We start from the raw sequence: 22,995 nt of genomic DNA, 5'->3' as shown, positions 1-22,995 counted from the left end.
TTTGGCAACAGGCAATAGGTCAGGCGCTCGCCCCCTATTGCCGACTTGCCTCTTCACTACTGCCTTTAGTGCGCTTCTTCGAGACGCTTCTTGGCTTCCGCTTCGAACGCACGCGCGGCGCCGAGCGCGGCGGGACCAGCCGGCTTGGCCAGGAACTTTTCCATCGCCGTGATGGCGCCGGTCAGCGTTTCGATTGCGGAATCGATATCTTCGCGCTGCGCTTCGAGCGCGACGATGCGCGCCTTGTACTTCTTCAGCGCCGTCTGCGCCTGCGCGCGTTGGTCGATCTTGTAGAGGTCGAGTATTTCCTTGATCTCGATCAGCGAAAGCCCGACCCGCTTGCCGCGCAAGATCAGTTGCAGCTTGGCCCGGTCGCGATGCGAATAGACGCGGTTCAGCCCGTCGCGTCGGGGCGTCAACAAGCCCTTGTCTTCATAAAATCGCAGAGCCCGCGGCGTGACTTCGAATTCTCGGGCCAACTGGGAAATCGTGTAGGTGCGCTCAGTCTTGGTCATGGCTTCCTCCGCTCGATTATTTCATTTTGAGAAGGAGGCTAATTGCCGTTAACGCGCGCGTCAACCGTGAAGTTGACGACCCCGTCATTGATCCCCATTCACGCCAAGCAGGCGGGAATCGATTTCCTTGAGGCTCCGAGTCCCCATCAGCGCCATGGTGATATCGAGCTCGGCCGCAAGGTACTCCATGACCGCTTTGACTCCATTTTCTCCAGCTATTGCAAGACCATAAGCATAGGGCCGGCCAATTCCGACGGCGGTCGCGCCCAGCGCCAACGCCTTGAACACGTCCGCCCCGCAACGCACGCCGCTGTCGAAATAGACAGGCGCCTTGCCGTCAACGGCAGCCACGACCTTCGGCAGCGCGTCAAGCGCGCCAATCCCGCCATCGACTTGCCGGCCGCCATGGTTGGACACCATCACCCCATCATAGCCCTCGGCGACGGCCTTGGCGGCGTCGTCGGCGCGCATGATCCCCTTCAGCAGCACGGGAAGCTTCGTCCACGATCTAATTTTGGCGATGCGGGCCCAATCGAGGCCCGGATCGGAGAACACTTGCGTGAACGTCACAGCCGCCGCCATCGGGTTTTCTTCAGGCGGCGCCGGCAACATCGCCCGGAACACCGGATCGGACGTGTATTGCGCGATCCCCTGCGCGCGCAGGAACGGCAGGAACCCCAAATCCAGATCGCGCGGACGCCAGCCCAACACAGTGGTGTCGAGCGTGATGAAAATGGCTTTGCAGCCGATAGCTTCAGCACGCTTCACGAAACTTTCGGCGATCGCGTCCGACTTGCCCCAATACAATTGATAAAAGCGCGGGCCATCGCCATTGGCCTCGGCGATCTTTTCCATCGGCGCCGACGCCTGACTTGAGATCATCATCGGCAGCTTGAGCGCCGCCATCGCGCGCGCAACGGCCAGATCAGCATCGGGATGCATCATCTCCAACACGCCGATCGGCGACGAGAACAGCGGCGCCGCGGCTTTCGCGCCGAACATTTCGCAACTCAAATCACGCTGCCCTGCCCCGCCCAGCATGCGCGGCGCGATCGGAAAACGCGCGAACGCGGCGCGGTTGGCCTCCATCGACGATTCCAAACCGGCGCCGCCAGCGGTGTACGCCCACGCTTCCGGCGACATCTTGGCTTGCGCCGCCGCTTCAAGCCCAGGGAAGCTTGTGGGTATCTCGGGCTTCGCCCCGCCAAGAGCACGCAAATAGACACCGCCCTGAATTTCGGGTCCGAAATGGCGCTGTGTTTCCGACATGCTAATCCCCGTTTACCATTTTACTCGCCATTAACATGCCAACGACTTTCATCGACACTGCAAACTCGTGGCGATTCTCGAATCTTTCTAGGTTCGCCATTCGGGGTTGGGCGTGAGCCGCGTTGAGGCGCGGTGAAATCGCGGCGAGGGCAAAATGAGTGGCGCGCAAAGCTGGAGCGTAAAGGGCATCGACCCCAAAGTGCGGGAAGCCGCGCGTGAGGCCGCTGCGCGCCAAGGCATGAGCCTTGGCGAATATCTGAACCTCGCACTCGCCCAGAGCGGGGCCCCAAGCGGGGGCGGCGCACCGTCGCAACGCCCGCGCACGCGGATCGCGCCGCCGCCCACCGATTTCGATAGCGATGGCGACGATTGGGATGTCGCGGATCCGCGCGCAACCGATCCCTCGCGTCTCGCGCAACGCATTGAATCGATCGAACGCCGAACCCAACTCGCCTTCACCGGCCTCGATCGCGCCGTTTCCACCATCGACCGTTCCGTGCTCGGTCTCGCCGCGCGTCTTGAAGACATCGAGAACGTCTCCGCCGACGCCGCGACACGCATCAGCGACGCGCTCGACCAATTCCGCCTCGCCGGCGAAACGCTGAGCGGCAAGCTCGCGCAAGCCGAGCAAGAAGCCAAGGACAGCCGTCACCTGCTCGACGACGCACGCGCCGACATGGACGAAGTGCGCACCCGACTTGAACACCAGGTGACGACGGCTTCGGAAATCGCGCGCCGCGCCGAAGCGGCCGCCTCCTTCTTGACGACGGAAATGGAAAACCGCGACGCCGCCGTTGCGCGCACGCTCGCGGAAGCCCGCAGCGTCGCGGAAGAAGCCGCGCGCCAAGCCTCGGAAGCCTCGGCTGACGCAGTCGCGGAATTGCGTCGCCTGCAGGAAGAAATGAGCGAGCGGCTTGCGGACGCGGAAAGCTCAACCCGCCGCACCATCGCCACCGCGATCGAGGAAGTGCGCAGTGAAAGCGTGCATGAAACACGCAACACGCGCGAAGCGCTGCTGGAAGAAGTCGTCCGCCTGGAAAGTGAAATCTCCAAGCGCGTCGGCACGGTGGATCAGCTGAAGAGCGAGCATGCCGCGCTCATCGCCCGCATCGAGCGCGCGGAGAGCGGCGCGCGCGAATCCACGGCGGGCCTGCGCCAAGCCGCCGGCGCCGCGATCGCCGACCTGCGCAACGCGCAGCTCACGCTCGCCGCGCGCGTCAAGCAGGTTGAGGACAATACCGGCGCGGGCGTCGACCTCACCGAACTGCGCCATGCGCAGAGCGACATCGCCGAGCGCCTGAGCGCACTGGAAAGCAAGACCGGCTCCAGCCCGCTCACGGCGGCGCTTGCCTCCTTCGAGGCGCGTCTCGCCAACATTGAGTCGAACGGCGCCAGCGACGCCAAGATCGAAGCGGTGGATCAATCGCTGCAGCGCCTCGCGGCGCGCATCGCGGAAACGGAATCTACCGCCACCACGGCCATCCGCACGCTTGAGGAGACCGTCTCTTCGCTCAGCGCGCGCGTCGAGAACGCGAGCGCCACGCAGGAAACCGAAGCCATCCGCGCGTTGCTCGAGCAGCGTCTCGACACGATGCAACAATCGGTTTCGCAGATGGTCGGCGAAGCCCGCACCGAATTGCAGGGCCAATTGCAGGCGGCGTTGCAGGGCGCAGCGAGCCCCGAACTCGAAGGCGCCCTCACCGAGCTCACCAAGCGCCTCAGCGCCGCCGAACGTCGCCAAGCACAAACCATCGAAGCGATCTCGCTTGAGATTCGCCGCATGTCGGAATCGGTCGACAAGCGCCTGCGCGCCGTCGAAGCGCGCAACGATGACGCCGCCGCGTCCGCCGTGCGCGAAGAACTCTCGCGCATGTCGACCACGTTGGAGCAGCGCTTCGACGAGATCGAACGCCGTGAAGCCGCCGCCTTCGACCGTATGGGCCTTGAGGTCGGCCGCCTCTCCGAGCGCCTCGAAGATCGCGTCGGCGCCGTCGAAAATCGCAGTGCGCAAGCGATCGAGCATGTGGGCGAGCAAGTCGCGCGCATGGCCGAACGCTTCAACCAACGTCACGAAATGCTCTCGCGTGAATTGGGCGAGCGCATGATCGACAGTGAAGAACGCGCCGGTCAGCGCGTCGCCGAAGCGATCAGCTCAATCATGCAGCGCTTGGCCGAAGTCGAGGCGCAATCGGCCGAAGCCATTGCGCCGGTTCAGAAGGCCGTCTCCAGTGTCGCCTCCAAGCTGGAGCGCTATGAGAGCGAACACGACAAGGACGAAGACGACGTCAAGCTGGCGATCCCGACGCCGCAGCGACGTTCCGAGGACTTCTCGCACTTCACCAATTTCGACCCGGAAGAGTACGTGTCTCCGCGCGACGCTGCGGCGCCGGTCCGCGCCGGTCCGCTGCCGCCGCGCCCGCGCGACGAAGCGCCCGCGATCAGTGAAGTGGCGAGTGACAGCGACATCTATTTCGCCGAGGACATTGACGATCTGCTCGCCGAGGAACCCAAGGCGAGCGATGAAGAAGCCTACGTCCCGGAATACAAATCGATCGAGGTCTCGCCTGACGACGATCTGCTGATCGACGACATCAGTGATAGCGAACAGGCCGCCGCCGCCGCGCCGCCGCCGCTTGACGACGATCCGTTCTGGTCGCCGGAAGAAGAGCAATCGCCGTTCGGAGAAATACGCAGCGACGAGCCGTCGGCTTTCGAACTCACCAGCGCCGATGAAGCGCCGCTCGATCTGAGCGCGCCGGAGCCCGCGTTGAGCGAGCCTACGTCCCAGCCGGGCAAAAACGATTATCTCGCCGCAGCCCGTCGCGCTGCCCAAGCTCAGGCCCAGGCGCAAACGGCAAAGCCCAGCAAGAAAGAGCCGAAGGATCGCCCCGAGCCAGGCGAAACGCCCAAGCTCAGTCTGCGCGGCTCCAGCCGGATCGTGCTCTGGGGCGTTGCCGTCGCCGCGCTCGCGGCCGCGGGCGGGGCATATTATCTGCAACAGCAGAACGGCGCAGGCGTCGCACCCTCGCCCACGCCGCCCGAATCCGAAGCCGCGCCGCCGCCCGCCGAGGCGCTCACGCCGCCGCCAACCGAAACGCTTGATCCGAACGCTTCGCTTGATGCGCCGCTGGGCGATCCATCGGCGCTTCCCGCTGATGGTGCGGCGCCGGCGACCGACGCCGCGGGCACGCCGGTCGCCGCAGCTGGTGCGACGACGCAGCCTGTCGTCGCCGGTCCACTAGCGCCGCGCAACGTCACGCTGGAACAGGCCGCGCAGTCCGGCGACCTCACCGCACAATACGAACTCGCGCTGCAGCGTGTCGCGGCCGGCCGCACGCAAGAAGGCGTCACCATGTTGCGCCGCGCGGCCGATCGTGGCTTCGCCATGGCGCAGTATCGCCTCGCCAAACTCTACGAGCGCGGTGAAGGCGTCGGGCGCGACCTCAACGTCGCCCGCCAATGGACTGAACGCGCCGCAGCCGCAGGCAATCGTCGCGCCATGCACGATCTCGGCGTGTATTTCGCGCGCGGTGAAGGCGCTCCATTGGACGAGGCGGCGGCCTTCCGCTGGTTCCGCCAGGCCGCCGAACTCGGCGTCGCCGACAGCCAATACAACCTGGGCGTTCTTTACCAGCAAGGCCGCGGCGTAAACGCGAGCCCATCGGAGGCGCTGTTCTGGTTCATGGTCGCGGCCCGTCAAGGCGATCAGGATGCCGGCGCGCGCGCCACGGCGCTTGAAACGCAATTGCCGCAGGCTCAGGTCGATCAGGCTCGCGCCCGCGCGCAAGCGTTCCGTCCCCGCGCCGCCAGCGCCGTCGCCAATGGCGAATTCGGCGCCCGGCCGTGGGCTGCGGCCGCCCGCACCTAACACCTCCCCCGCACGCGGGGGAGGTGGCGAGCAAAGCGAGCCGGAGGGGGAAACTCCGCCAGACACGCGCCCGCCACGCCGTCGGTCACTTACGCGACAACACACGCCCAAACGGCGTTGCCTCTCCCGGCGACGGCGCCCATAAGAGCTTGGGCATGGGCGCACTCGCGCTGAGTTCAGAGCAACCGAATTGATCTATCTGCCGATCGCCGAGATGCCGGTGAACGTGCTGCTTGTCCTGTTGGTCAGCGGCGCCGTCGGCTTTGTGTCTGGTCTCGTGGGCGTCGGCGGCGGGTTCATCATGACGCCGGCTCTGATGTTCCTCGGCGTGCCAGCGCCCGTTGCGGTCGCCACGGGCGCAAGTCAGATCGCGGCGACCTCCTTCTCCGGCGTGCTGTCACAAACGCGCCGCAAAGCCGTCGATTGGCGCATGGGCATGTTGCTCTCGATGGGCGGCATCGTCGGCAGCGCCTCCGGCGTGTGGCTGTTCGAGCGCCTACTGCGTTTGGGTCAACTCGACCTGATCATCTCGATCCTCTACCTCGTCCTGCTCGCCGCCGTCGGCTGGCTGATGCTGAACGAGGGGCTCTCCGTCATGCGCGGCCGCCCCACGCGCGGCGTCTCCATCCTGCGCCGACCAGCGCGCACGATCGCGCACACTTTGCCTTTCCGCATGCGCTTTCCGCGCTCTGGGCTCTATATCAGCATCATCCCGCCACTCGCGCTCGGCTACGCCATCGGTGCGCTTGCCGCGATCATGGGCATCGGCGGCGGCTTCATTCTGATCCCAGCGATGATCTATCTGCTGCGCATGCCGACCAACGTGGTCATAGGCACATCCTTGTTCCAAGTGCTGATCGTCGCTTCGCTGATCGTCATCATGCAGGCGCAAGCCACGCAAACCGTCGATCTCGTGCTGGCGGCGCTCTTGATGCTCGGCGGCGTTATCGGCGCGCAGCTTGGCGTCCGCCTCGGCGCGGGCCTCAAGAGCGAACATCTGCGCGCATTGCTCGGCGCCCTGCTGCTCGCCGCCAGCGTCAAATTCCTGCTCGACATCGTGATTCAGCCGCCGGAGCCCTACGTGCTCGGAGGTTGGCTATGAGACGCCTTCTTGCCGCCCTTGCGCTTCTGCTCTGCGTCGCACCGGCCAGCGCCCAACCCTCGGCGGAGATTGGCAACGATCTGCCCGCGGCCGTCGCGGAAGAGCAAATCACCGTCAGCTCCGATTATCGCGGCTCTTACGTCACGGTGTTCGGCGTGAACCCAGACCGGCGCGGGCGCGGCGACATCGTCGTCGTCGTGCGCGGCCCCAACGAGGGCGCCAGCGTCATGCGCAAACGCCAAGTATTTGGCCTTTGGGTGAACGGCGAGGCCGTACGTTTCAGCGAAGCGCCCAGCTTCTTCGCGGTGCTGAGCAACCGCCCGCTGCGCCAGATCGCCAGCGCGGAATCCATCTGGCGCTATCAACTCGATCCCGCCGCCTCCGCGCAGCTCTCCAGCGCCGTGCCCGAGGGCGGAGATCCATCCGCTTATCGCGCCGCACTCGTGCGCTTGCGCCGCGAACAAGGTCTCTATCAGGAATATTCCGGCCGCGCCCTGGCCGATCAGCGTGGCGGCCTCACCATGTATCAAGGCGGTCTCTTCCGTGCCGTGGTGCGCCTGCCCGCCAACGCGCCGATCGCGCAATATCATGCCGACACCTATCTCTTCCGCGACGGTCGCCTCATCTCCTCGCAACGTGTGCCAATCTCCATCGCCCGTGTCGGCTTCGAGCGCCGCATCCATGATCTCGCCACGAATTGGTCGCTGCTTTACGGCGTCTTGACCGTTCTGCTCGCACTCGCCGCCGGCTGGGTCGCCGCCAATCTGTTCCGCCGTTCGTGAGCCAACCGCCCTTTCTTCCACGCGCCGCGCTGCGCTTAGGCTTTCTGGGTTTGGCGCCGCTCGCCATCAGCGCGCTCGTCACGCTTTCAGCCCACACCAGCACCGCGCGGCTCGGCGCCATCGCCTTCTCCCTCTACGCCGCCGTGCTACTCTCGTTTCTCGGCGGCGTGCGCTGCGGCATCGAAATCATGCGCGATCCGCAAAACCCAAACGCCGCGCGCTTGCTGTTCAGCGCGCTACCAGGTCTCGCTGGCTGGGTGCTTGCAGTGTTCGTTGTGTTCGTGACGCCCGCACTCGGCGCCTCCGCAGCTTTCGCTGGCCTCTTCGCGGCGCAAGGCGCTTGGGATTATCGCAGCGCCCGCGACGCCGCCGCGCCCGCCTGGTATCCCGTACTCCGCCAAGTGCTCACCGGCGGCGCGATGCTGGTCTGCCTGCTGATCCCGCTGGCGACCGCGATGCATCACCTCTAATCGCTGAGCAGACGCTCCATCGGCGCGGGCAGCACACGATCCTTGCCGAGCACCAACGCCGTGACGCCATCCGGAAAAATCCCCGCGTACGCGTCGTCGCACACATTGAGCCCGCCGGTGAACGCGCCAAAGGCCGGCATCACCAAACGCGCGCCATCGGTCGCGAAACACCGCCGCCGCACCGAGCGCCCGCGCCCGCTGACTTTCGCACACGGATGCAAATGGCCAGCGATCTCGCCGGGCGCGGCGCCCGCCGTCGGTTCATGCCGCAACACCAGCGCGCCAATGTGAAGCACGTCACGCACGACGCCGCCCAGTACTTCCGGCGCGCGCCCGTCGTGATTGCCTTCGACCCAAATCCAATCGCAGCGCCCGATCATACTCTGCAGCAAATCGCGATCGCCCGCCGCCATGCGCGCAATGCCGCCGCCATCGTGAAAACTATCGCCCAGCGACACGACAATGTCCGGCGCCATCGTATCGATCAGCTTGCCGAGCTTCAGCAGAGCCGCATGCGTGTCATACGGCGGCAGCATCTGCCCGCGCAGCGCAAACGCTGAACCCTTCTCCAAATGCAGATCGGAGACGACCAGCGTCTTCGCCTCGGCGATCCACAGCGCCCCATCCGGCAACGCCGTCACCAGCGCATCGCCGATCCGCGCCTCGACATGCGGCCCCACGATCGCCAAAGGCGGCAGCGCCCGCACCGTCCGCTTGGTCGGACGGCTGGGCTTCGGCGCGGGGCGGGACAACAGCGACATCGCCCGATCTAAAGCAGACTCGTCACGGCGTGACGATGGGGAAGTTCATATCCGGATTGTCGAACACCTCGCCCAGCCCCTCCAAGGAGCGGCGATTGCCCTCGATGCGGATTTGCCGCGTCAACACAGCGCGCGCCATGCTCTGCGTCGCCATCGCCTGCAAAAACACGCCGCGCGGCGAGGTGATGGTCGGCGCGTCCGCAATGGTAACATCGCGTTCATGCACCAGCACGCCATTGGCGATGCTCACCGCGAAGCGCTCATTGCGTTCTGGAAACACCAGATTGAACGCGTAGCGTCGCTCGCCCAGGCGCTGCGGATTGAGCCGCACCGCCAAGAGATCGAGAATGTAACTGGTTGGCGTCGCCGCCACGAGATCGGCGCTCTGCACGCCCGACGCCCGCTGGCCTGGCCCGTTCTCCAATTCCTGGGCCGCGACCAGATACATGTTGCGCCAGATCGCGCTCTCAGCCTGCCACGCCATCTGACGGTGCGTGCGCGCGAGCAAACGGCGCGCGTCCATATTGTTCGGCTCGGCGAACACCAAATGATTGAGCACCCGCGCAGCCCAGCGATAATCGCCTTCATCAAACGCGCGCTGCCCCTCAGCCAACACCGCCGCCGGCCCGCCCATCGCACGCACATAGCGCGTCGCTTCTTCGGCTGGCGGCAGCGGATTGAGGTTCGCTGGATTGCCGTCGTACCAGCCCATGTAACGCTGATACACGGCGCGCGAATTGTGCATCATCGTGCCGTAATAGCCGCGATTGAACCAGCGGCTCGCAAGCGAGTCCGGCAAGCGCACCTGCTCGGCGATCTCACGATCTGTATAGCCCGCATTCATCAGCCGCACGCTTTGGTCGTGCAGGTACTTATACGCGTCGCGATGGCTGGCGATGAAATCGCGCACACGCGCCCCGCCAAAGCGCGGCCAGGCATGGCTCGTCACCATGATCTCGGTGCGCGGCCCATAGAGACGCAGCGCCTCCGTCAGATAATCCGCCCAGGCCTTCGCATCGCGCACCAGGGCGCCGCGCGGCGTCAGAATATTGTGCATCGAGGCATTGGCGTTCTCCGCCAAGCACAGCACGCCTAAATCCGGGAAGAAGAAATTCATCTCCGCCGGCGCCTCGGTTTCGGGCGTCACCTGAAACTCGATGCGCACCCCATCAACCGTCAGCGTCTCACCCGTCCGCGCAATCGTGCGCGTCGGCGGAATCAGCGTGAACGTGCCGGCCGAGATCGCCAGTCCAATGCCAGAGCTCATCTGCCCTTCGGGGCCAGGCGTCAGCCCCGCGCCAAATTGATAGATCGCGCGCCGCCCCATGGCGTTGCCGGCGATGACGTTCTCCGTCACCGCGTGCTCCATGAAGCCCTCTGGCGCGATGATCTCAACACGCCCCGCCGCCACGTCCGCGGGATCGACCACGCCGCGCACACCGGCGAAATGGTCGGCGTGACTGTGCGTATAGATCACTGCGCGCACCGGGAGATCGCCGATCGTCCGCCGCGCCAGCGCAAGCGCCGCCGCCGCCACCTCGCGGCTAGTCAACGGATCAATGAGGATAAGCCCCGTGTCGCCGACGATGATCGTCATGTTCGACACATCGAAGCCGCGCACCTGATAGACGCGCTCGCGCACTTGGAAGAGGCCCGCGCGCGCCAACAATTGCGCGTGCCGCCACAAGCTCGGGTTCACCGTCTCCGGCGTTTGCCCGCCCAGGAAATTATAGACGCTGAAATCCCACACCACGCGGCCGTCATCGGCGCGGATCTGCGGCTGATCCCAAGCGGAGATAAAACCGCGCGTCGCGAAATCCTCGTCCTCCCGGTCGGCCCAGGGCAAAGTCTGCGCCATCGCCGCGTTCGCCGCTCGCGTGGTTTCCGTGACCTCCGCATGCGCCGCGCCGCCAAGCGCCAAGCTCAAAGCCAGAGCCGCCATCAACCGCATCATTTCCCCCTTAGAATTTTGCCGGACTATGCACCCGCCACCGCGCGCCCGCAAATGACGCAGCGAAAATTAGCTCATCGCTTCCGCGATCAGGCTTGCCGCGTCCTCCAGCACAGCCTCGTCCGCCCCGCCCTGCACGCCGACCCGACCCACTTCGAGCATCACGGGCGCGGCGAACGGAGAAACATGCGGCAGCGCGCGATGGACGATCCGCCCCTTCACGCGCCGCAACAGCGCCCCGACGCGCTTGATGTCCAGATAGCCCTCTCCGGCATCCGCAAACGCCGCCTGCAGCAAAACATGGTCCGGCTCGTATTGCTTCAGCACGTCATAGATCAGGTCGGTGGAGAACGTGACTTGCCGCCCCGTCTTGCGCGCCACACCCGGCAGTTTGCGCTCGATCATGCCGGCGATCACTGCGCATTTCGAGAACGTCGCTTTCATCAAGGTCGATTCCGCGAGCCATGCTTCCAGATCGTCGCCCAGCATGTCCTCATCGAACAGCGCGTCGAGATCGACATCATCCATTGGCTCCAGCGCCCACACCGCCATCGCGTATTCGCTGGCGAGAAAACCCATCGGCTTACGGCCAGCGCGCTCCAGCCGCCGCGTGATCAGCATGCCGAGCGTCTGATGCGCGAGCCGGCCATCAAAGGGATAGCAAACCAGATAATGTTTGGCCGCGCGCGGAAATGTCTCGATCAGCATCTCATCCGGCGCCGGCACGACCGAACGCTTCTTCTGCATTCTGATCCAATCGCGCACCTGTTGCGGCAACAACTTCTGCCGCTTCGGCTCATGCAACATGCGCCGCACCCGATCGGCCAGGAAGGTCGAGAGCGGAAATTTGCCGCCCGCATACGACGGAATGCTCGGATTCTCCGCGCCCGGCGCGCGCACCACCAACGCATCCGTGTCGCGCACGCTCAAGAACCGCAGAACCTCGCCCGCGAACAGGAACGTGTCGCCGGGCGTCAGCCCTTCAATGAAATATTCCTCGATCTGCCCCAGCCGCCGTCCCGGAACCAACGGTCGCGGCCCTTCACTCTTCGGCGTCCCCGGTCGTGAGGCCTGCACCCGATGCGCCAAACGCACATCCAGCATTTCGGACTCAACAATGGCGCCCACATTCATCCGATGCTGCTGGGCGATCGTCGGATTGCGCGCACGCCAGCGCCCCGTGTTCAAATCCTGCACGATGCGCTTGTAGCGGTCATAGGAGCGCAGTGCGTATCCGCCCGTCGCCACCAGATCGATCACGCGATCAAACTGCGCCCGTGACAAATCCGCATATGGCGCCGTTGAAATCACTTCCGCGTACAATTCATCCGCATCAAATGGTTCACCACATGCGCAGCCCATGATGTGCTGCGCCAAGCAATCGAACCCACCGATGCGCGGCTCGGCCCCATCCATCGCGCCTTCCGCCACCGCCTCCTGCGCGGCGCGGCATTCTAAGACTTCAAACCGATTGCTCGGCGCCAGCAGCGCGCGCGACGGCTCGTCCAGCCTATGATTGGCGCGCCCTATCCGCTGCACCAGACGCGCCGCGCCCTTTGGCGCGCCCATCTGGATCACCAAATCGACATCACCCCAATCGATGCCAAGATCGAGCGTCGAGGTGCACACCACCGCGCGCAAATCGCCACGCGCCATCGCCGCCTCGACCTTGCGCCGCTGCGCCACGTCGAGCGAGCCATGATGCAGCGCGATCGGCAGCCCATCATCATTGATGCGCCACAGCTCCTGAAACGTCATCTCGGCTTGCGCGCGCGTATTCACGAACACCAACGCCAGCTTCGCCGCTTTGATCGCCGCATACACTTCCGGCATCGCATGCCGCGCCGTATGTCCCGCCCACGGAATCCGCGCATCGGAATCCAAAACATCCACGACCGGCTGCGCACCGGGTGGCGCTTTGACGATGACGCCTTTTGTTGGCGCTTTGCCCAACAAATACCGCGCCAGCCCCTCCTCATCCGCCACTGTCGCACTCAAGCCCACGCGCCGATGCCCAGGCGCCCAGCGCTGCAACCGCGCAAGCGCCAGCGCCAGCAGATCGCCGCGCTTGGTCGGCGCCAGCGCGTGGATTTCATCCACCACCACCGCCCGCAAATCCTCGAAGAACACGCGCGCATGTTCCGACGCGATCAGCAGGCACAATTGCTCCGGCGTGGTCAGCAAAATATCCGGTGGATGCGCGCGTTGGCGTTGGCGCTTATGCGGCGGGGTATCGCCGGTGCGTGACTCAATCCGCACGTCGAGCTTCATCTCGCGCACCGGCGTATCGAGATTGCGCGCAACATCGGTCGTCAGCGCCTTCAGCGGCGACACATAAAGCGTGTGCAAACGATACGGCCGCCGTAAGCCCTCCTCGGCGCGCGGCGCCAACTCAATCAGGCTCGGCAGAAAGCCCGCCAACGTTTTGCCGGCGCCCGTGGGCGCGATCAGCAGCGTCGAGAGCCCAGCTTCCGCCCGTCGCACCAATTCCAATTGGTGCGCACGCGGACTCCACCCACGCGCGGCAAACCAGTCCGCGAACGGCGACGGCAAAGAGGGCGTGCGGGCGTCCATGAGCCACTCATCCTAGCCGAACCTGCGTTTGGTCGAAGCCCCGTTGCGCGGCAAGATGCGCTGGCTAGCTGCTTGCCGCCTCGTTGGAGAAGCTCATGCGCCTGTCCCTGCTCATCGCCGCCCTGTTCCTTCTGCCCGGATGCGTCACCGCGACGGTCACCGCAACGCCCGGCGAGGCGTTGCGCGAGACTATCATCCCAACCAACCAGCGCCGCGCCTACGATGAGTATCATTATGCGCCCGCCGTCCGCGCGGGTGATTACGTATTTCTCTCCGGAATCGTCGCCGGCATGGGGCCCGGCGAAACCGACGCCGAGGCTGGCTACGACCGTGCATTCCGCGCCGTCGCCGCAACCTTGCGCGAAGCCGACGCCGAATGGGCCGACGTGGTTGAGATGACCACCTATCACACCGACCTGCCGGCGCAGTTCGAGACCTTCTCGCGCGTCAAGGATCGCTACGTGCCTGAGCCCTATCCCGCTTGGACCGCGATCGACGTCGATCGCCTCTTGCCGGATGGCGGCCTCGTCGAAATTCGCGTCATCGCCTACGCACCGCGCGATTGAAGCACCGCGGAACACGCGGCATGCTGACCCCATGCCAGGACGCTATCAGCAACTCAGCGCCGACCACATCATCGCCACCCTGGAAAGGCTCCACGCGCGCATCCTCGCCCGCTTCCCTGAATCCGGCTTGGCCCGCGTCTGCGCCGAATTGATCGAAACCGGCCGCACCTCCGTAACCGAAGCCGCGGAACTCGCGCGCCCGGATTATCTTTGGCGTGGCGCAACCGCCGCATTGGTGATCGCCGGTCTGATCGCCCAGATCGCCGCCTTCCGCTTCCTTCACCTTGAGCGCATTTCCGGCACCGCGCCGGAATTGCTGCAAGCTCTTGAAGCCGCCGTCAGCCTTCTCATCCTGTTTGGATCGGCCGTCTGGTTCGTGCTCACCCTCGAAGAGCGCATCAAGCGCCAGCGCGTGCTCGACGCGCTGCATCGGCTGCGTTCGTTGGCGCACGTCATCGACATGCACCAGCTCACCAAGGATCCCACGATCCTGCTCGATGCCCAAAAGACGCCCGCCTCGCCCGAGCGCACGATGAGTCATTTCCAACTGACGCGGTACCTCGATTATTGCTCGGAGATGCTGGCTCTCATCGGCAAGCTCTCGGCGCTCTATGCTGAACGCATGCGCGACGGCGTCGTGATCGAGGCGGTCAACGACATGGAAACGCTCACCACCGGCCTCGGCCGAAAGATTTGGCAGAAAATCACTCTGATCGGCGTGCTCGATGAAAAGGGCGCCGGAGGTTGAGCGCTTTCGACTGCGCCAAATACCAGGACTAAGCCGGCCGTTAACGGCCCCGAAACCGGCCCGGCGGCATCGATTACTCACTCATCCGCGCTAAGCTTGCGATCGTCTGGGGAGCGATTGTGTCTTGATCAACGGCGACGAATTTGACCCGTCCGATCTGACCGCGCTTGTCGTTGATGAAAATCATTTCGAACGCGGAATAAGTCTCGACCAATTGCGCTCCATCGGCTTTGGCCGCGCGCTCGGGGCGTCCAACACCATGGAAGCCTGGGATTTGTTGGTGCGCACCAATCCCGACGTCGTGTTGCTGGAATGGATCCATGGCCTGACCGACGGGCTCGATTTCGTCCGCCGCGTGCGCCACAGCGAAGAGGCGCCCAATCGCGCGGTGAATATGTTCATGCTCACTGCGCGCGGCACCAAGCATGACGTGGAGGCGGCGCGCAAAGCCGGCGTCGATGGTTTTCTGCGCAAGCCGATATCGGGCCTCGCGCTGCAAAAGCGCGTACGGCGCGTGCTGGCGAAGCCGCAGCCCTTCATCGTCACGGCCACCTATGTCGGCCCCTGCCGCCGGCGCAAGAAAGACCCCCATTACGCAGGCCCCTGGCGCAGGCTCGACGATGCGCTGCCCGCCGAGATGTCAGTCGATGAGCCGTCAGAGGCCGACATTCAGGCCGAGATCGCCCGCGCCCGCGTCGCGGCGCTTGAAGCCAGCGTCCGCACGCTCGATCCGCACAACCCGCGTTCGGTGCGCGAAGTGTTCAAGTCGGTTCAAGAATTGATCGAGGTGGCCAAGCAGATCGGCGACACCAGCCTCGATCTCGGCGCCAAGGAAATGGCGCGCTATTTCAAAGCGCACGGCGCGACAGACCGCATCGACGCCGAAGTCGTGCGCACCCACGTGGCCGCCCTGCACCAGCTTGTGCATCTGCCCACCGCGCTTGGTCAGGAACGTCAACGCGTCGCACTCAGCTTGAAGCGCATGGTCGACAAGAAGCTGCGCCAGGCCGGCCACAGCATGGGATAAGGGCGCTCAGTGCAGCGCCTGTGAATCCGACGCCCGTAGCGCATAATTTGGCGGCGGCTTCACCAACAGCAACATCAGGAACCCCGCAACCAGCAGCAGTGAAATCGCCGCGAAGCCAGCGCGCTGGCTCTGATACGTCTCGGTGAAATGCTCCACCAGCAGCGGCCCCAGCCACACTGTCGCAGCGCCCGAGAGCGCATAGAGCCCAAACAGCTCGCCCTCCATACCCGCTGGCGCCAGTCGCGCCATCAAGGTCCGGCTCGAGGCATACGCCGCCGAAATCGAAATCGCGATCACACAGGTCGTCAGCAAATAGGCCAATTCCGGGGGCGATTGGAACAACGGCCCATTCCAGGCCACGGCGCCCTCGGCGACGGGCACAATGAAGAACATGCTCGTCGGCGTCATCGACACCATGACCAGCAGACACACAAGCGTCACGCCGATCTCGATCGCCACCGCCCGCTTCGGCCCGAGCCACGAATCCAGATGGCCGCCAGAGAGCCCGCCGATGACGCCGAACGCTGTCGTCACCACGCCCAGCGTCAACATCTCCAGCAAGTCCCAGCCCATCACGCCGGCCGCATAGACGCCGCTGAAAATCAGGATCGCGGTCTTGCCGTCCGCATACAGCATCCGCGCAACGAGAAAGAGCGCCACATTACGGTGATCGCGCAGCTTGCGGATCGTGCCAACAACCTTGCCGACGCCATGACGCATCGCGTCGCCGAACTTCTCGCCCGTCGTTTCAAGATCGCGCGCATAGAAGAAGAGCGGCAGCGCGAAGATGGCGAGCCAAAGCGCGCTCAGCGGGCCCACGATGCGGTTCGGCTCGAACGCCGTCCGGTCAAGCCCGAACAGCGGCGCGTCTGGCACGAAGGGCAGATCGATCACGCCCGGCAGCGCGAATGCAAACAGCACGAACACTAGCAACAACACCGACGCGACATTCCCGAGCGCCAGGCCCAGTCCCGACGTATGCCCCAGCACTTCGGGCTTCGCCGCCGTGGTCAGCATCGAATTGTGTGCGACCTCCGACCATGAGAACATCACGCCCGCAAAGATCAGAACGGCGCCAAGTCCCCAGAGCGGCAATCCCGCGCCGCCGGGCATCGCCCACCATTGCGCGAAGAACGCGGCAACCATGCCCACGGTGACGACGCCCAAAATCGGCTTGCGCCGCCCCATCCGGTCCATCGCCGCACCCAGAAACGGCGCGCTCACCGCGACAAGAACGCCAGCGATCTTGTGCCAACTCGAAATGATCGCCTGCCCTTGCACCGGGTCGCCGATCACGGTCGTGGCGATGTAAGGCGCCATCACATAGATGGTGCACAATAAGACATAAGGATTGCGCGCCGCTTCATAGAGCGCCCATGACCATGCGCTGCGATCGATCTGGGGCGCCGCCAATTAGCGCTGGCCTTTAAGCGCGACGGCCGTCTCGCGTGCGATTTTGCGGATCGCATTCTCCGCCGCCCGCGTCGCCGAGGGAAACGCGACAAAGCCGTGCGGGAGCGTCTCAAAGCTATGATAGCTCGTCTTCACGCCCGCATCGCGCAACCGCTCCGCATATTGCGCGCCCTGATCGAGCAGCATGTCGAAGCCCGCCGTGTAGATCAGCGCCGGCGCCAGGCCGCTCAGGTCCTCCGTCCGGATCGGCGAAATGCGCGGATCGCTCGGATCGACGTTCTCCGGCAGATATTGCTTCATGAAGAAATCGACCGTCTCCGCCGTCAGCGGCCACGCATCCGCGAAATCATGCATCGACGGCGTGTCGCTCAGGAAGTCCACCGCCGGATAGATCAAAAGCTGCAGCACCGGCGGCTTCGTGCGGCGATATTCCTGCGCGATGATCGCCGAGAAATGCCCGCCCATGCTGTCGCCGCCGACAGCCGCCTTGCCAACCGGCGCGCCATAACGCGCCGCGTTGTCGACCGCCCACAGATACGCCGCCTGACAATCCTCGAGCCCGATGGGAAATTTGAATTCCGGGGCCAGGCGATAATCGACCGAAAGCACCGGCGCGCCGGCTTCCTTCGCAATCAGCCCGCACAGACGGTGGCAACTTTCCAGCGACCCGATCACGCCGCCGCCGAAATGGTAATACACCAACATGGCCGCGGAATTGTCGCGCACTGTCGGCAGATAAAGCCGCGCCGGCACCGAGTGCGAACGCCCGGTGACGTACACTTTCTCGATCCGCACGCCGCCCACCGCGCCGCCGCCAAACAGATCCGCGCCCGCGTCCGTCTGCTCGCGCAACGCTTTGACGGTCATCGTCGACCAATCCACGGGCTTCAGCCGCGCCTGGTATTCCAGAAATTGCATCTTCGGATCGAGCGTCATGCCGCGCACTGTGCGTGGTTCGCCGCCGGATGCTTTCACCAACGCCGCGTCGGAACGCGACAAGGCGAGATGAACGAGCGCTTTGCGCAGCCAGGACAAATCCTGCTCTCCCTAGTCTTCTTGTTCTTCAGTTTTTGCGCGGAGCGCCTTCGAGACCCTTTAGGATGAGTCCCGTCGCGAACGCAGCGGCGTTGTCGATATCCGGCGGCGAGCGCCGCAACATCGCTGGGCCAAGCTCTTGTGCGATGCCGATGCAGGCATGCGCCAGATAATCGGCGTCGATATGCGGCAGATCGCCGTGCGCGATCGCGTCTTCCAAACTCTGCCGCACTTCCTGATACACCGCCATCATTTCCGGCGTGTCGGTGCGCACATGCGGGCGGCGCTCGTCAACGGGCAGGCCGGCTTCGCGGTTCTCCTCCGCGACAAAGCGAAAGTACGCGATGAAGGCGCTGCGCAGATAATCTTCGAAACTCTTGGCGTGCTCGCGCGCCATACGCAGGATCGGGCGGAAGCGACGCGCGCCGTCATCGGCCAACGCCTCGAACACTTCCTCCTTGGAGCGGAAATAATTGTAGAACGTGCCCGACGCCAATTCCGTGCCGCGAATGATGTCGCGCACGGTGGCGGATTCGTAGCCCAATTCCGCGAACACCCGCCGCGCCGCCACCAGGATCGCCTGACGGTTCGCCACCTTCGTTTTTTCGCGCTTGCCGATCGGCTCGATTGACGCCGTCTCGCTCATGGCAGCTCCCAGCGGGGCGTTCGCCCTCGTTTTCATAGCGCCACAAAAATGACGTCCCGTCAATTTCTGTCAATAGCGCCCAACCCGTGCTACTGCTAGCACGAATTCCATGTCCGACGAAAAGCCGCCGCCCTCCCGCGAAAGCGCCCTCGAGCGCGTCCAGATCATGACCAAATTCACGCCCCAGGCCCAAGCGCTCGGGATCGAGATCACCCGCTTCGAGCCCGGCCGCATTTGGGGCAAGGCGCCCTACCGTGAGGAACTCGTCGGCGATCCCGAAACCGGCGTCATCGCCGGCGGCGTCATCACCACTTTGCTGGACCAAGTCTGCGGCACGGCCGCGGTCTCCGGCATGAAGAGCCCCGTCCCCGTCGCCACCATCGACCTGCGCATCGATTACATGCGCCCGGCCACGCCTGGCAAAGACATCCACGCCGAAGCGCATTGCTACAAGCTTGGCCGCAGCGTCGCCTTCGTACGCGCCGTCGCCTACGACGAGACGCCCGATAATCCCGTCGCTCACGCCGTCGCCGCCTTCATGGTCAATTCCAACAACGGCCGAAAAATGGGCGCGAACTTGAAGCCGAAAAAATCATGAGCACGCCGCAGACCCGCGTCGCCGAAGCGATTGCACGCATCCCCTACGCGAAATTTCTCGGCGTCCGCGCCGAACTCAAGGGCGACGAGCTCACACTGATCCTGCCATTCGCGCAGCATCTGGTCGGCAATCCGGCCTTGCCCGCTTTGCATGGCGGCGTCGTCGGCGCTTTGATGGAAGTCACCGCGCTCACGCAACTCGCGATCGCCTCGAAGAGCGAACGCTTCCCGAAAACCATCGACGTGAACATCGAATATCTGCGCTCTGGCCGCCCGGTCGACACCTACGCCCGCGCCCGCGTCGTCAAGATCGGCCGCCGCATCGCCAACGTGCAAGCCGAAGCCTGGCAAGGCGAACGCTCTCAACCCATCGCCAGCCTGCACGGCCATTTCATGACGCCCGAAGCGGACGAGCCCACGAGCCCATAAGCCCGCGCCGAAGGCTCAAAGTCCCAATTGCCGCGCCGCCAGATCGCGCATGATCTCTTCGCTGCCGCCGCCGATCGCGTTGACGCGCACTTCGCGATAGATGCGCTCGATGCGGCTGCCGCGCATATAGCCCGCGCCGCCCATGATCTGCGTCGCCTCGCGCGCGCAGAATTCAAGCGTTTGCGTCGCCTGCACTTTGAGCAAACACAAATCCATCACCGGCGTTTCGCCCTGCTCCACGCGCCAGGCGCATTGCTCCAGATAGGCCGTCGTCGCATTCACGCGCTGCACCATCTCCGCGATCTTGTGGCGGATGACTTGATGATCGGCGAGCCGCTTGCCGAAGGTGCGCCGCTGCTGGGCCCAGCGCGCCGCATCCTCGATGCACACGCGCGCGCTCGCCGCAGCGCCCGACGCCATGCCCAAGCGCTCGCCATTGAAATTGCGCATGATGCCGGCAAAGCCCTGCCCCAGACCGCCGATCAGATGTTCCGCCGGCACTTCAACATCGTCGAAATAAAGCGCCGCCGTATCCGACGCCCACCAGCCCTGCTTCTTCAGCGGCGTGCGCGTCACGCCCTTCGCATTGAGATCAATCAGCAGCAACGAAATCCCGCCCGCGCCATCGCCGCCGGTGCGCACCGCGGTGGTGGCCCAGTGCGAGCTCATACCGCCGGTGATGAACATCTTCGCGCCGTTGACGACATAATGATCGCCGCGCCGCTCGGCCCGCGTCGCGATATTAGCGACGTCCGAGCCCGCATCCGGCTCGGTGATCGCCAGACTGATCTGCATCTCGCCGCGCAACACCGGCGGCGCGATCCGCTCTTTCATCTCGTCCGATCCAATCGCCAGGATCGGCGGCAGACCAATGCCGTGCACCATCAAGGCGGTCGACACCCCGCCCGCGCCCATGCGCGCCAATTCCTCGCTAGTGACGATGCCGTGGAAGCGATCAAAGCCCTCGCTCCAGCCGCCATATCTTTCCGGATAGCCCGCACCCAACAGCCCAAACGCGCCGGCCTTCAGGAACACCTCGCGCGGCACATGCTCGGCCTCGTCCCATTCCGTCACATGCGGCATCAGCTCGCGTTCGATGAAGCGCCGCAAACTGGCGCGCCAGGCGCGATGCGTTTCGCCCATGAATGGCGACGGCGCCCGCAACGCATCAAAATCCAGCCCGCCGCTCTGACCTTTCGTCATCCACACTCCTCCCGCCCCAAGCCTGAGCGCAGGCGCAAACGAGAGCAAGAGCGCGGCCCGACGCTGACGCGACGCGAAGTCCTGGAAAAGCGCCACGGACGCCCGAGCCATCCCTGCTCGCCCTCGATGGGCGAGCTGTCATCCGCCGAAGCTTCAGCGAAGGCGGATGACTGAGTGGGTGGCAGCGCGATATTTGCGGAACTCCACCGCCGTCTCAGGCGCAACGCCTTCAACGCGGCTCATCGGAATCCGTTTCACAGCGCGACGGGTTGGCTTGCGCTGACGGGAGCCGCACAATCATCTTCCCATCATCGAGCACGACATCGTCCTGCTCGGTGCGTCGCGGCACGACATGCTCAATCGTCGGACGATCCGCCTCCAACTGCCAACGCCAAAATCTGAAACTCATAGGCGTCACCTCTCGCCTCGCCCGCTTGACGCGGCGAAGCACAAGATAGACACAACCAAAGCGCGTGTCAGCACACGCGCCCTCCCTGCTCGCCCTCGATGGGCGAGCTGCGTCGCGCAGCGGCGTGACGGAAAACCATGCTGGATACGCGCTTGACTTAAGTGGACTTTCGAATTCGCACAGCTCTTTGTATGTTGGGCAAATGACCTACCTAAGCGCATAGGCCGAGGATTCGCGGTTTGGTTGGCCTTTATCGCCGTGGGGGTTGTGACGGGCTTCGTGGCCGAGGCGACACATTTTCCATGGCTAATTTGGGCTGTGCCTGTTGCGTATTTGATCGTTGCCGTTCGCGTTAGTCGCGAAACCCGACTCCTTGAAGAGGTCGAGCGGCGGAGCAGGAAGTCAGATCACGCGTAGTGAGTTCCTCCGAAACCCCGCTTACACAAAAATCTATTCAACCCCCTCCGCACCACCCGCATACTCCCTCCATCGCTTCGGTCGGAGAGCAGTTGGATCCCTGTTCGCGCCAATGCCGCGGCGATGCAGTCGAGCGTGAAGTTTTGAAGCTTCTCCGCCTGTCGCCAACTTGAAGGCGGCTGTCCGATCAGCGCGCGCGGGAGCGCGCCGGATATGCGGAGGCGGCGCCGATGTGTCACGCGCGCGATGCAGGCTTGCCGCTTCGCGCGCTGGTGCAAAGGCGTAATGCGTCAAAGCTGAAGCCCAGCGCTAACGCTGGGAGCGCACCGGCGCAACGCCACGAACAGGCCTGCGCCGCACGTCATCGGCGATCGCGCCAGGAGAGTGAAAAACCTCTCTGTGCCGAGCCGATGCTGAACGATTGCGGGGACGCGGGCTTCCGTGTCATGAGCGCCGAACCAACGGCGCGTTCTTTCGAGACGCGCAAACCCGCGTCCCCAGCTCTCCGTACGGGCCGCCGGCTTCCAGCCGGCAGGCGCCGCCGACGCATGCACGCCGGTTTGCCCACACAAAAACGCCGCGACCTTGCGATCGCGACGTTCAAGTGCAGGGGTAAACTGCTTAAATGCCCGCCTTACATCGCGGCGAGGCGCATCATCCGGCGAAGCTCGTCCGGCGCGCCAGCGGCGCGACGCTTCTTGGCTTGGCTCGGCTGGTAGGCCAAACGCGCGTGATCGGCGCAGTACGGGCCACCAGAGGCGCCCCGGCCGCAGAATGCGAAATTCACGTCGGTCGGGTCGCCGATCGGATATTTGCACATGCTCTCATTGAGCGTCAGGACGGAGGCGGCCTTGCCATCCTCGAGCTTCATCGGCTCAAGATCGGGAATAACCACAGCCGGTAGATGGCTGGACGGCGGCCGCAGGCGCGGCGCGGTCGGGCTCATCACGCGCGGACGGGCCGCACGCACCGGACGTTTCGCCGGGCGGGACGGTGTCGCGCGGCCCGCCAAACCCAGGCGGTGCACTTTACCGATCACGGCGTTGCGGGTGACCCCGCCCAGTTGTTTAGCGATTTGGCTCGCGGACAGCCCCTCTGCCCACAGCTTACGTAGAAGCGCGACGCGCTCTTCATTCCAACCCATGTTCAAGCCCCTTTGCCCATGGCCCAAGCTCTCACTTGGGTGGCGGCTAAATTCGCTCATTTCGCTAAA

Annotated in this window: 20 protein-coding genes; 9 read left to right on the top strand and 11 right to left on the bottom strand. The window is 64.5% G+C overall.

Going from position 1 to position 22,995, the window contains the following annotated elements; all coding sequences use genetic code 11:
• Window positions 1–65: 65 nt before the first annotated feature.
• Together VF769_RS08190 and VF769_RS08185 are read right to left on the bottom strand one after the other, a co-directional pair.
• Entirely contained in the window at window positions 66–515 is a 450-nt protein-coding gene (locus VF769_RS08190; protein WP_331007903.1) for a MerR family DNA-binding transcriptional regulator, read from the bottom strand.
• Window positions 516–599: 84 nt separating this feature from the next.
• Window positions 600–1,784: an alpha-hydroxy-acid oxidizing protein gene (locus VF769_RS08185; protein ID WP_331007902.1), complete on the bottom strand. Its 1,185-nt coding sequence runs from the start codon at window positions 1,782–1,784 to the stop codon at window positions 600–602.
• Between the two features lie 154 nt (window positions 1,785–1,938).
• On the opposite strand from VF769_RS08185, the gene VF769_RS08180 reads away from it, so the two are divergent.
• The 4 genes from VF769_RS08180 to VF769_RS08165 all read left to right on the top strand — a co-directional run bounded on the left by VF769_RS08180 (window position 1,939) and on the right by VF769_RS08165 (window position 8,006).
• Window positions 1,939–5,652, top strand: a complete 3,714-nt coding sequence (locus VF769_RS08180) for a hypothetical protein (RefSeq protein WP_331007901.1) — start codon at window positions 1,939–1,941, stop codon at window positions 5,650–5,652.
• Window positions 5,653–5,866: 214 nt separating this feature from the next.
• Window positions 5,867–6,754 carry a sulfite exporter TauE/SafE family protein gene (locus VF769_RS08175; protein WP_349258118.1) on the top strand — a complete coding sequence of 296 codons (888 nt, stop codon included), beginning with the start codon at window positions 5,867–5,869 and terminating at the stop codon, window positions 6,752–6,754.
• Window positions 6,751–7,536 (top strand): TIGR02186 family protein, encoded by a 786-nt coding sequence (locus VF769_RS08170; protein WP_331007899.1) that lies wholly within the window; start codon window positions 6,751–6,753, stop codon window positions 7,534–7,536. Before VF769_RS08175 ends, VF769_RS08170 begins: the two co-directional genes overlap by 4 nt.
• Window positions 7,533–8,006: a DUF3429 domain-containing protein gene (locus VF769_RS08165; RefSeq protein ID WP_331007898.1), complete on the top strand. Its 474-nt coding sequence runs from the start codon at window positions 7,533–7,535 to the stop codon at window positions 8,004–8,006. Before VF769_RS08170 ends, VF769_RS08165 begins: the two co-directional genes overlap by 4 nt.
• On the opposite strand, the gene pdeM is transcribed toward VF769_RS08165, so the two are convergent.
• The 3 genes from pdeM to VF769_RS08150 form a co-directional block, all read right to left on the bottom strand.
• On the bottom strand, window positions 8,003–8,767 hold the full coding sequence (pdeM, locus tag VF769_RS08160) for a ligase-associated DNA damage response endonuclease PdeM (RefSeq protein WP_331007897.1): 765 nt from the start codon (window positions 8,765–8,767) through the stop codon (window positions 8,003–8,005). The two genes, VF769_RS08165 and pdeM, sit on opposite strands and share 4 nt — an antisense overlap.
• A 22-nt stretch (window positions 8,768–8,789) precedes the next feature.
• The gene (locus VF769_RS08155; RefSeq protein ID WP_331007896.1) at window positions 8,790–10,721 is read right to left on the bottom strand and encodes an alkyl/aryl-sulfatase; all 1,932 of its coding nucleotides are present in this window, start codon (window positions 10,719–10,721) and stop codon (window positions 8,790–8,792) included.
• Between the two features lie 66 nt (window positions 10,722–10,787).
• The gene (locus VF769_RS08150) at window positions 10,788–13,292 is read right to left on the bottom strand and encodes a ligase-associated DNA damage response DEXH box helicase (RefSeq protein WP_331007895.1); all 2,505 of its coding nucleotides are present in this window, start codon (window positions 13,290–13,292) and stop codon (window positions 10,788–10,790) included.
• A 95-nt stretch (window positions 13,293–13,387) separates the two neighbouring features.
• Between VF769_RS08150 and VF769_RS08145 the strand changes: the two genes are divergently transcribed.
• The 3 genes from VF769_RS08145 to VF769_RS08135 all read left to right on the top strand — a co-directional run bounded on the left by VF769_RS08145 (window position 13,388) and on the right by VF769_RS08135 (window position 15,633).
• Entirely contained in the window at window positions 13,388–13,858 is a 471-nt protein-coding gene (locus VF769_RS08145) for a RidA family protein (RefSeq protein ID WP_331007894.1), read from the top strand.
• Between the two features lie 31 nt (window positions 13,859–13,889).
• Window positions 13,890–14,606, top strand: coding sequence for a hypothetical protein (locus tag VF769_RS08140; RefSeq protein ID WP_331007893.1), 717 nt, complete (start codon window positions 13,890–13,892; stop codon window positions 14,604–14,606).
• A gap of 124 nt (window positions 14,607–14,730) precedes the next feature.
• Entirely contained in the window at window positions 14,731–15,633 is a 903-nt protein-coding gene (locus tag VF769_RS08135) for a response regulator (RefSeq protein WP_331007892.1), read from the top strand.
• Between the two features lie 6 nt (window positions 15,634–15,639).
• Here the strand turns inward: VF769_RS08135 and VF769_RS08130 are convergent, their stop codons facing one another.
• The 3 genes from VF769_RS08130 to VF769_RS08120 are packed head-to-tail and all read right to left on the bottom strand — an operon-like array spanning window position 15,640 to window position 18,727.
• Window positions 15,640–17,046, bottom strand: a complete 1,407-nt coding sequence (locus tag VF769_RS08130; protein ID WP_331007891.1) for an MFS transporter — start codon at window positions 17,044–17,046, stop codon at window positions 15,640–15,642.
• On the bottom strand, window positions 17,047–18,081 hold the full coding sequence (locus VF769_RS08125) for an alpha/beta hydrolase (RefSeq protein WP_331007890.1): 1,035 nt from the start codon (window positions 18,079–18,081) through the stop codon (window positions 17,047–17,049). It abuts the gene before it with no gap.
• A 28-nt stretch (window positions 18,082–18,109) separates the two neighbouring features.
• Window positions 18,110–18,727, bottom strand: a complete 618-nt coding sequence (locus tag VF769_RS08120; RefSeq protein WP_331007889.1) for a TetR/AcrR family transcriptional regulator — start codon at window positions 18,725–18,727, stop codon at window positions 18,110–18,112.
• A gap of 109 nt (window positions 18,728–18,836) precedes the next feature.
• On the opposite strand from VF769_RS08120, the gene VF769_RS08115 reads away from it, so the two are divergent.
• The gene (locus tag VF769_RS08115) at window positions 18,837–19,325 is read left to right on the top strand and encodes a PaaI family thioesterase (protein ID WP_331007888.1); all 489 of its coding nucleotides are present in this window, start codon (window positions 18,837–18,839) and stop codon (window positions 19,323–19,325) included.
• Window positions 19,322–19,753 carry a PaaI family thioesterase gene (locus VF769_RS08110; protein WP_331007887.1) on the top strand — a complete coding sequence of 144 codons (432 nt, stop codon included), beginning with the start codon at window positions 19,322–19,324 and terminating at the stop codon, window positions 19,751–19,753. Before VF769_RS08115 ends, VF769_RS08110 begins: the two co-directional genes overlap by 4 nt.
• Before the next feature lie 15 nt (window positions 19,754–19,768).
• Here VF769_RS08110 and VF769_RS08105 read toward each other — a convergent pair whose 3' ends face one another.
• From VF769_RS08105 to VF769_RS08095, 3 genes are all read right to left on the bottom strand, one after another.
• Entirely contained in the window at window positions 19,769–20,956 is a 1,188-nt protein-coding gene (locus VF769_RS08105) for an acyl-CoA dehydrogenase family protein (RefSeq protein WP_331007886.1), read from the bottom strand.
• 229 nt (window positions 20,957–21,185) lie between these two features.
• A complete protein-coding gene (locus VF769_RS08100) occupies window positions 21,186–21,365 on the bottom strand; it encodes a hypothetical protein (RefSeq protein ID WP_331007885.1) in 180 nt (59 codons plus the stop codon).
• A 1,051-nt stretch (window positions 21,366–22,416) separates the two neighbouring features.
• Complete coding sequence (locus VF769_RS08095; RefSeq protein WP_331007884.1) at window positions 22,417–22,926, bottom strand: GcrA family cell cycle regulator; 510 nt, start codon at window positions 22,924–22,926, stop codon at window positions 22,417–22,419.
• Between the last annotated feature and the right edge of the window lie 69 nt (window positions 22,927–22,995).

The sequence above is a fragment of the Vitreimonas sp. genome, assembly GCF_036392335.1.
GTDB lineage: Bacteria > Pseudomonadota > Alphaproteobacteria > Caulobacterales > Aquidulcibacteraceae > Vitreimonas.
The sequence above is the reverse complement of the archived record's forward strand: the minus strand, read 5'-3'. Positions and strand labels throughout refer to the sequence as shown.

Bases quoted from the DNA above. Each gene is read 5' to 3' on its own strand.
- VF769_RS08180 (WP_331007901.1), top strand. From the start codon at position 1,939: ATGAGTGGCGCGCAAAGCTGGAGCGTAAAGGGCATCGACCCCAAAGTG.
- VF769_RS08120 (WP_331007889.1), bottom strand. From the start codon at position 18,727: ATGAGCGAGACGGCGTCAATCGAGCCGATCGGCAAGCGCGAAAAAACG.
- VF769_RS08100 (WP_331007885.1), bottom strand. From the start codon at position 21,365: ATGAGTTTCAGATTTTGGCGTTGGCAGTTGGAGGCGGATCGTCCGACG.
- VF769_RS08150 (WP_331007895.1), bottom strand. From the start codon at position 13,292: ATGGACGCCCGCACGCCCTCTTTGCCGTCGCCGTTCGCGGACTGGTTT.
- VF769_RS08140 (WP_331007893.1), top strand. From the start codon at position 13,890: ATGCCAGGACGCTATCAGCAACTCAGCGCCGACCACATCATCGCCACC.
- VF769_RS08190 (WP_331007903.1), bottom strand. From the start codon at position 515: ATGACCAAGACTGAGCGCACCTACACGATTTCCCAGTTGGCCCGAGAA.
- VF769_RS08095 (WP_331007884.1), bottom strand. From the start codon at position 22,926: ATGGGTTGGAATGAAGAGCGCGTCGCGCTTCTACGTAAGCTGTGGGCA.
- VF769_RS08115 (WP_331007888.1), top strand. From the start codon at position 18,837: ATGTCCGACGAAAAGCCGCCGCCCTCCCGCGAAAGCGCCCTCGAGCGC.
- VF769_RS08175 (WP_349258118.1), top strand. From the start codon at position 5,867: ATGCCGGTGAACGTGCTGCTTGTCCTGTTGGTCAGCGGCGCCGTCGGC.
- VF769_RS08110 (WP_331007887.1), top strand. From the start codon at position 19,322: ATGAGCACGCCGCAGACCCGCGTCGCCGAAGCGATTGCACGCATCCCC.
- VF769_RS08155 (WP_331007896.1), bottom strand. From the start codon at position 10,721: ATGATGCGGTTGATGGCGGCTCTGGCTTTGAGCTTGGCGCTTGGCGGC.
- VF769_RS08145 (WP_331007894.1), top strand. From the start codon at position 13,388: ATGCGCCTGTCCCTGCTCATCGCCGCCCTGTTCCTTCTGCCCGGATGC.
- VF769_RS08185 (WP_331007902.1), bottom strand. From the start codon at position 1,784: ATGTCGGAAACACAGCGCCATTTCGGACCCGAAATTCAGGGCGGTGTC.
- pdeM (WP_331007897.1), bottom strand. From the start codon at position 8,767: ATGTCGCTGTTGTCCCGCCCCGCGCCGAAGCCCAGCCGTCCGACCAAG.
- VF769_RS08105 (WP_331007886.1), bottom strand. From the start codon at position 20,956: ATGACGAAAGGTCAGAGCGGCGGGCTGGATTTTGATGCGTTGCGGGCG.
- VF769_RS08170 (WP_331007899.1), top strand. From the start codon at position 6,751: ATGAGACGCCTTCTTGCCGCCCTTGCGCTTCTGCTCTGCGTCGCACCG.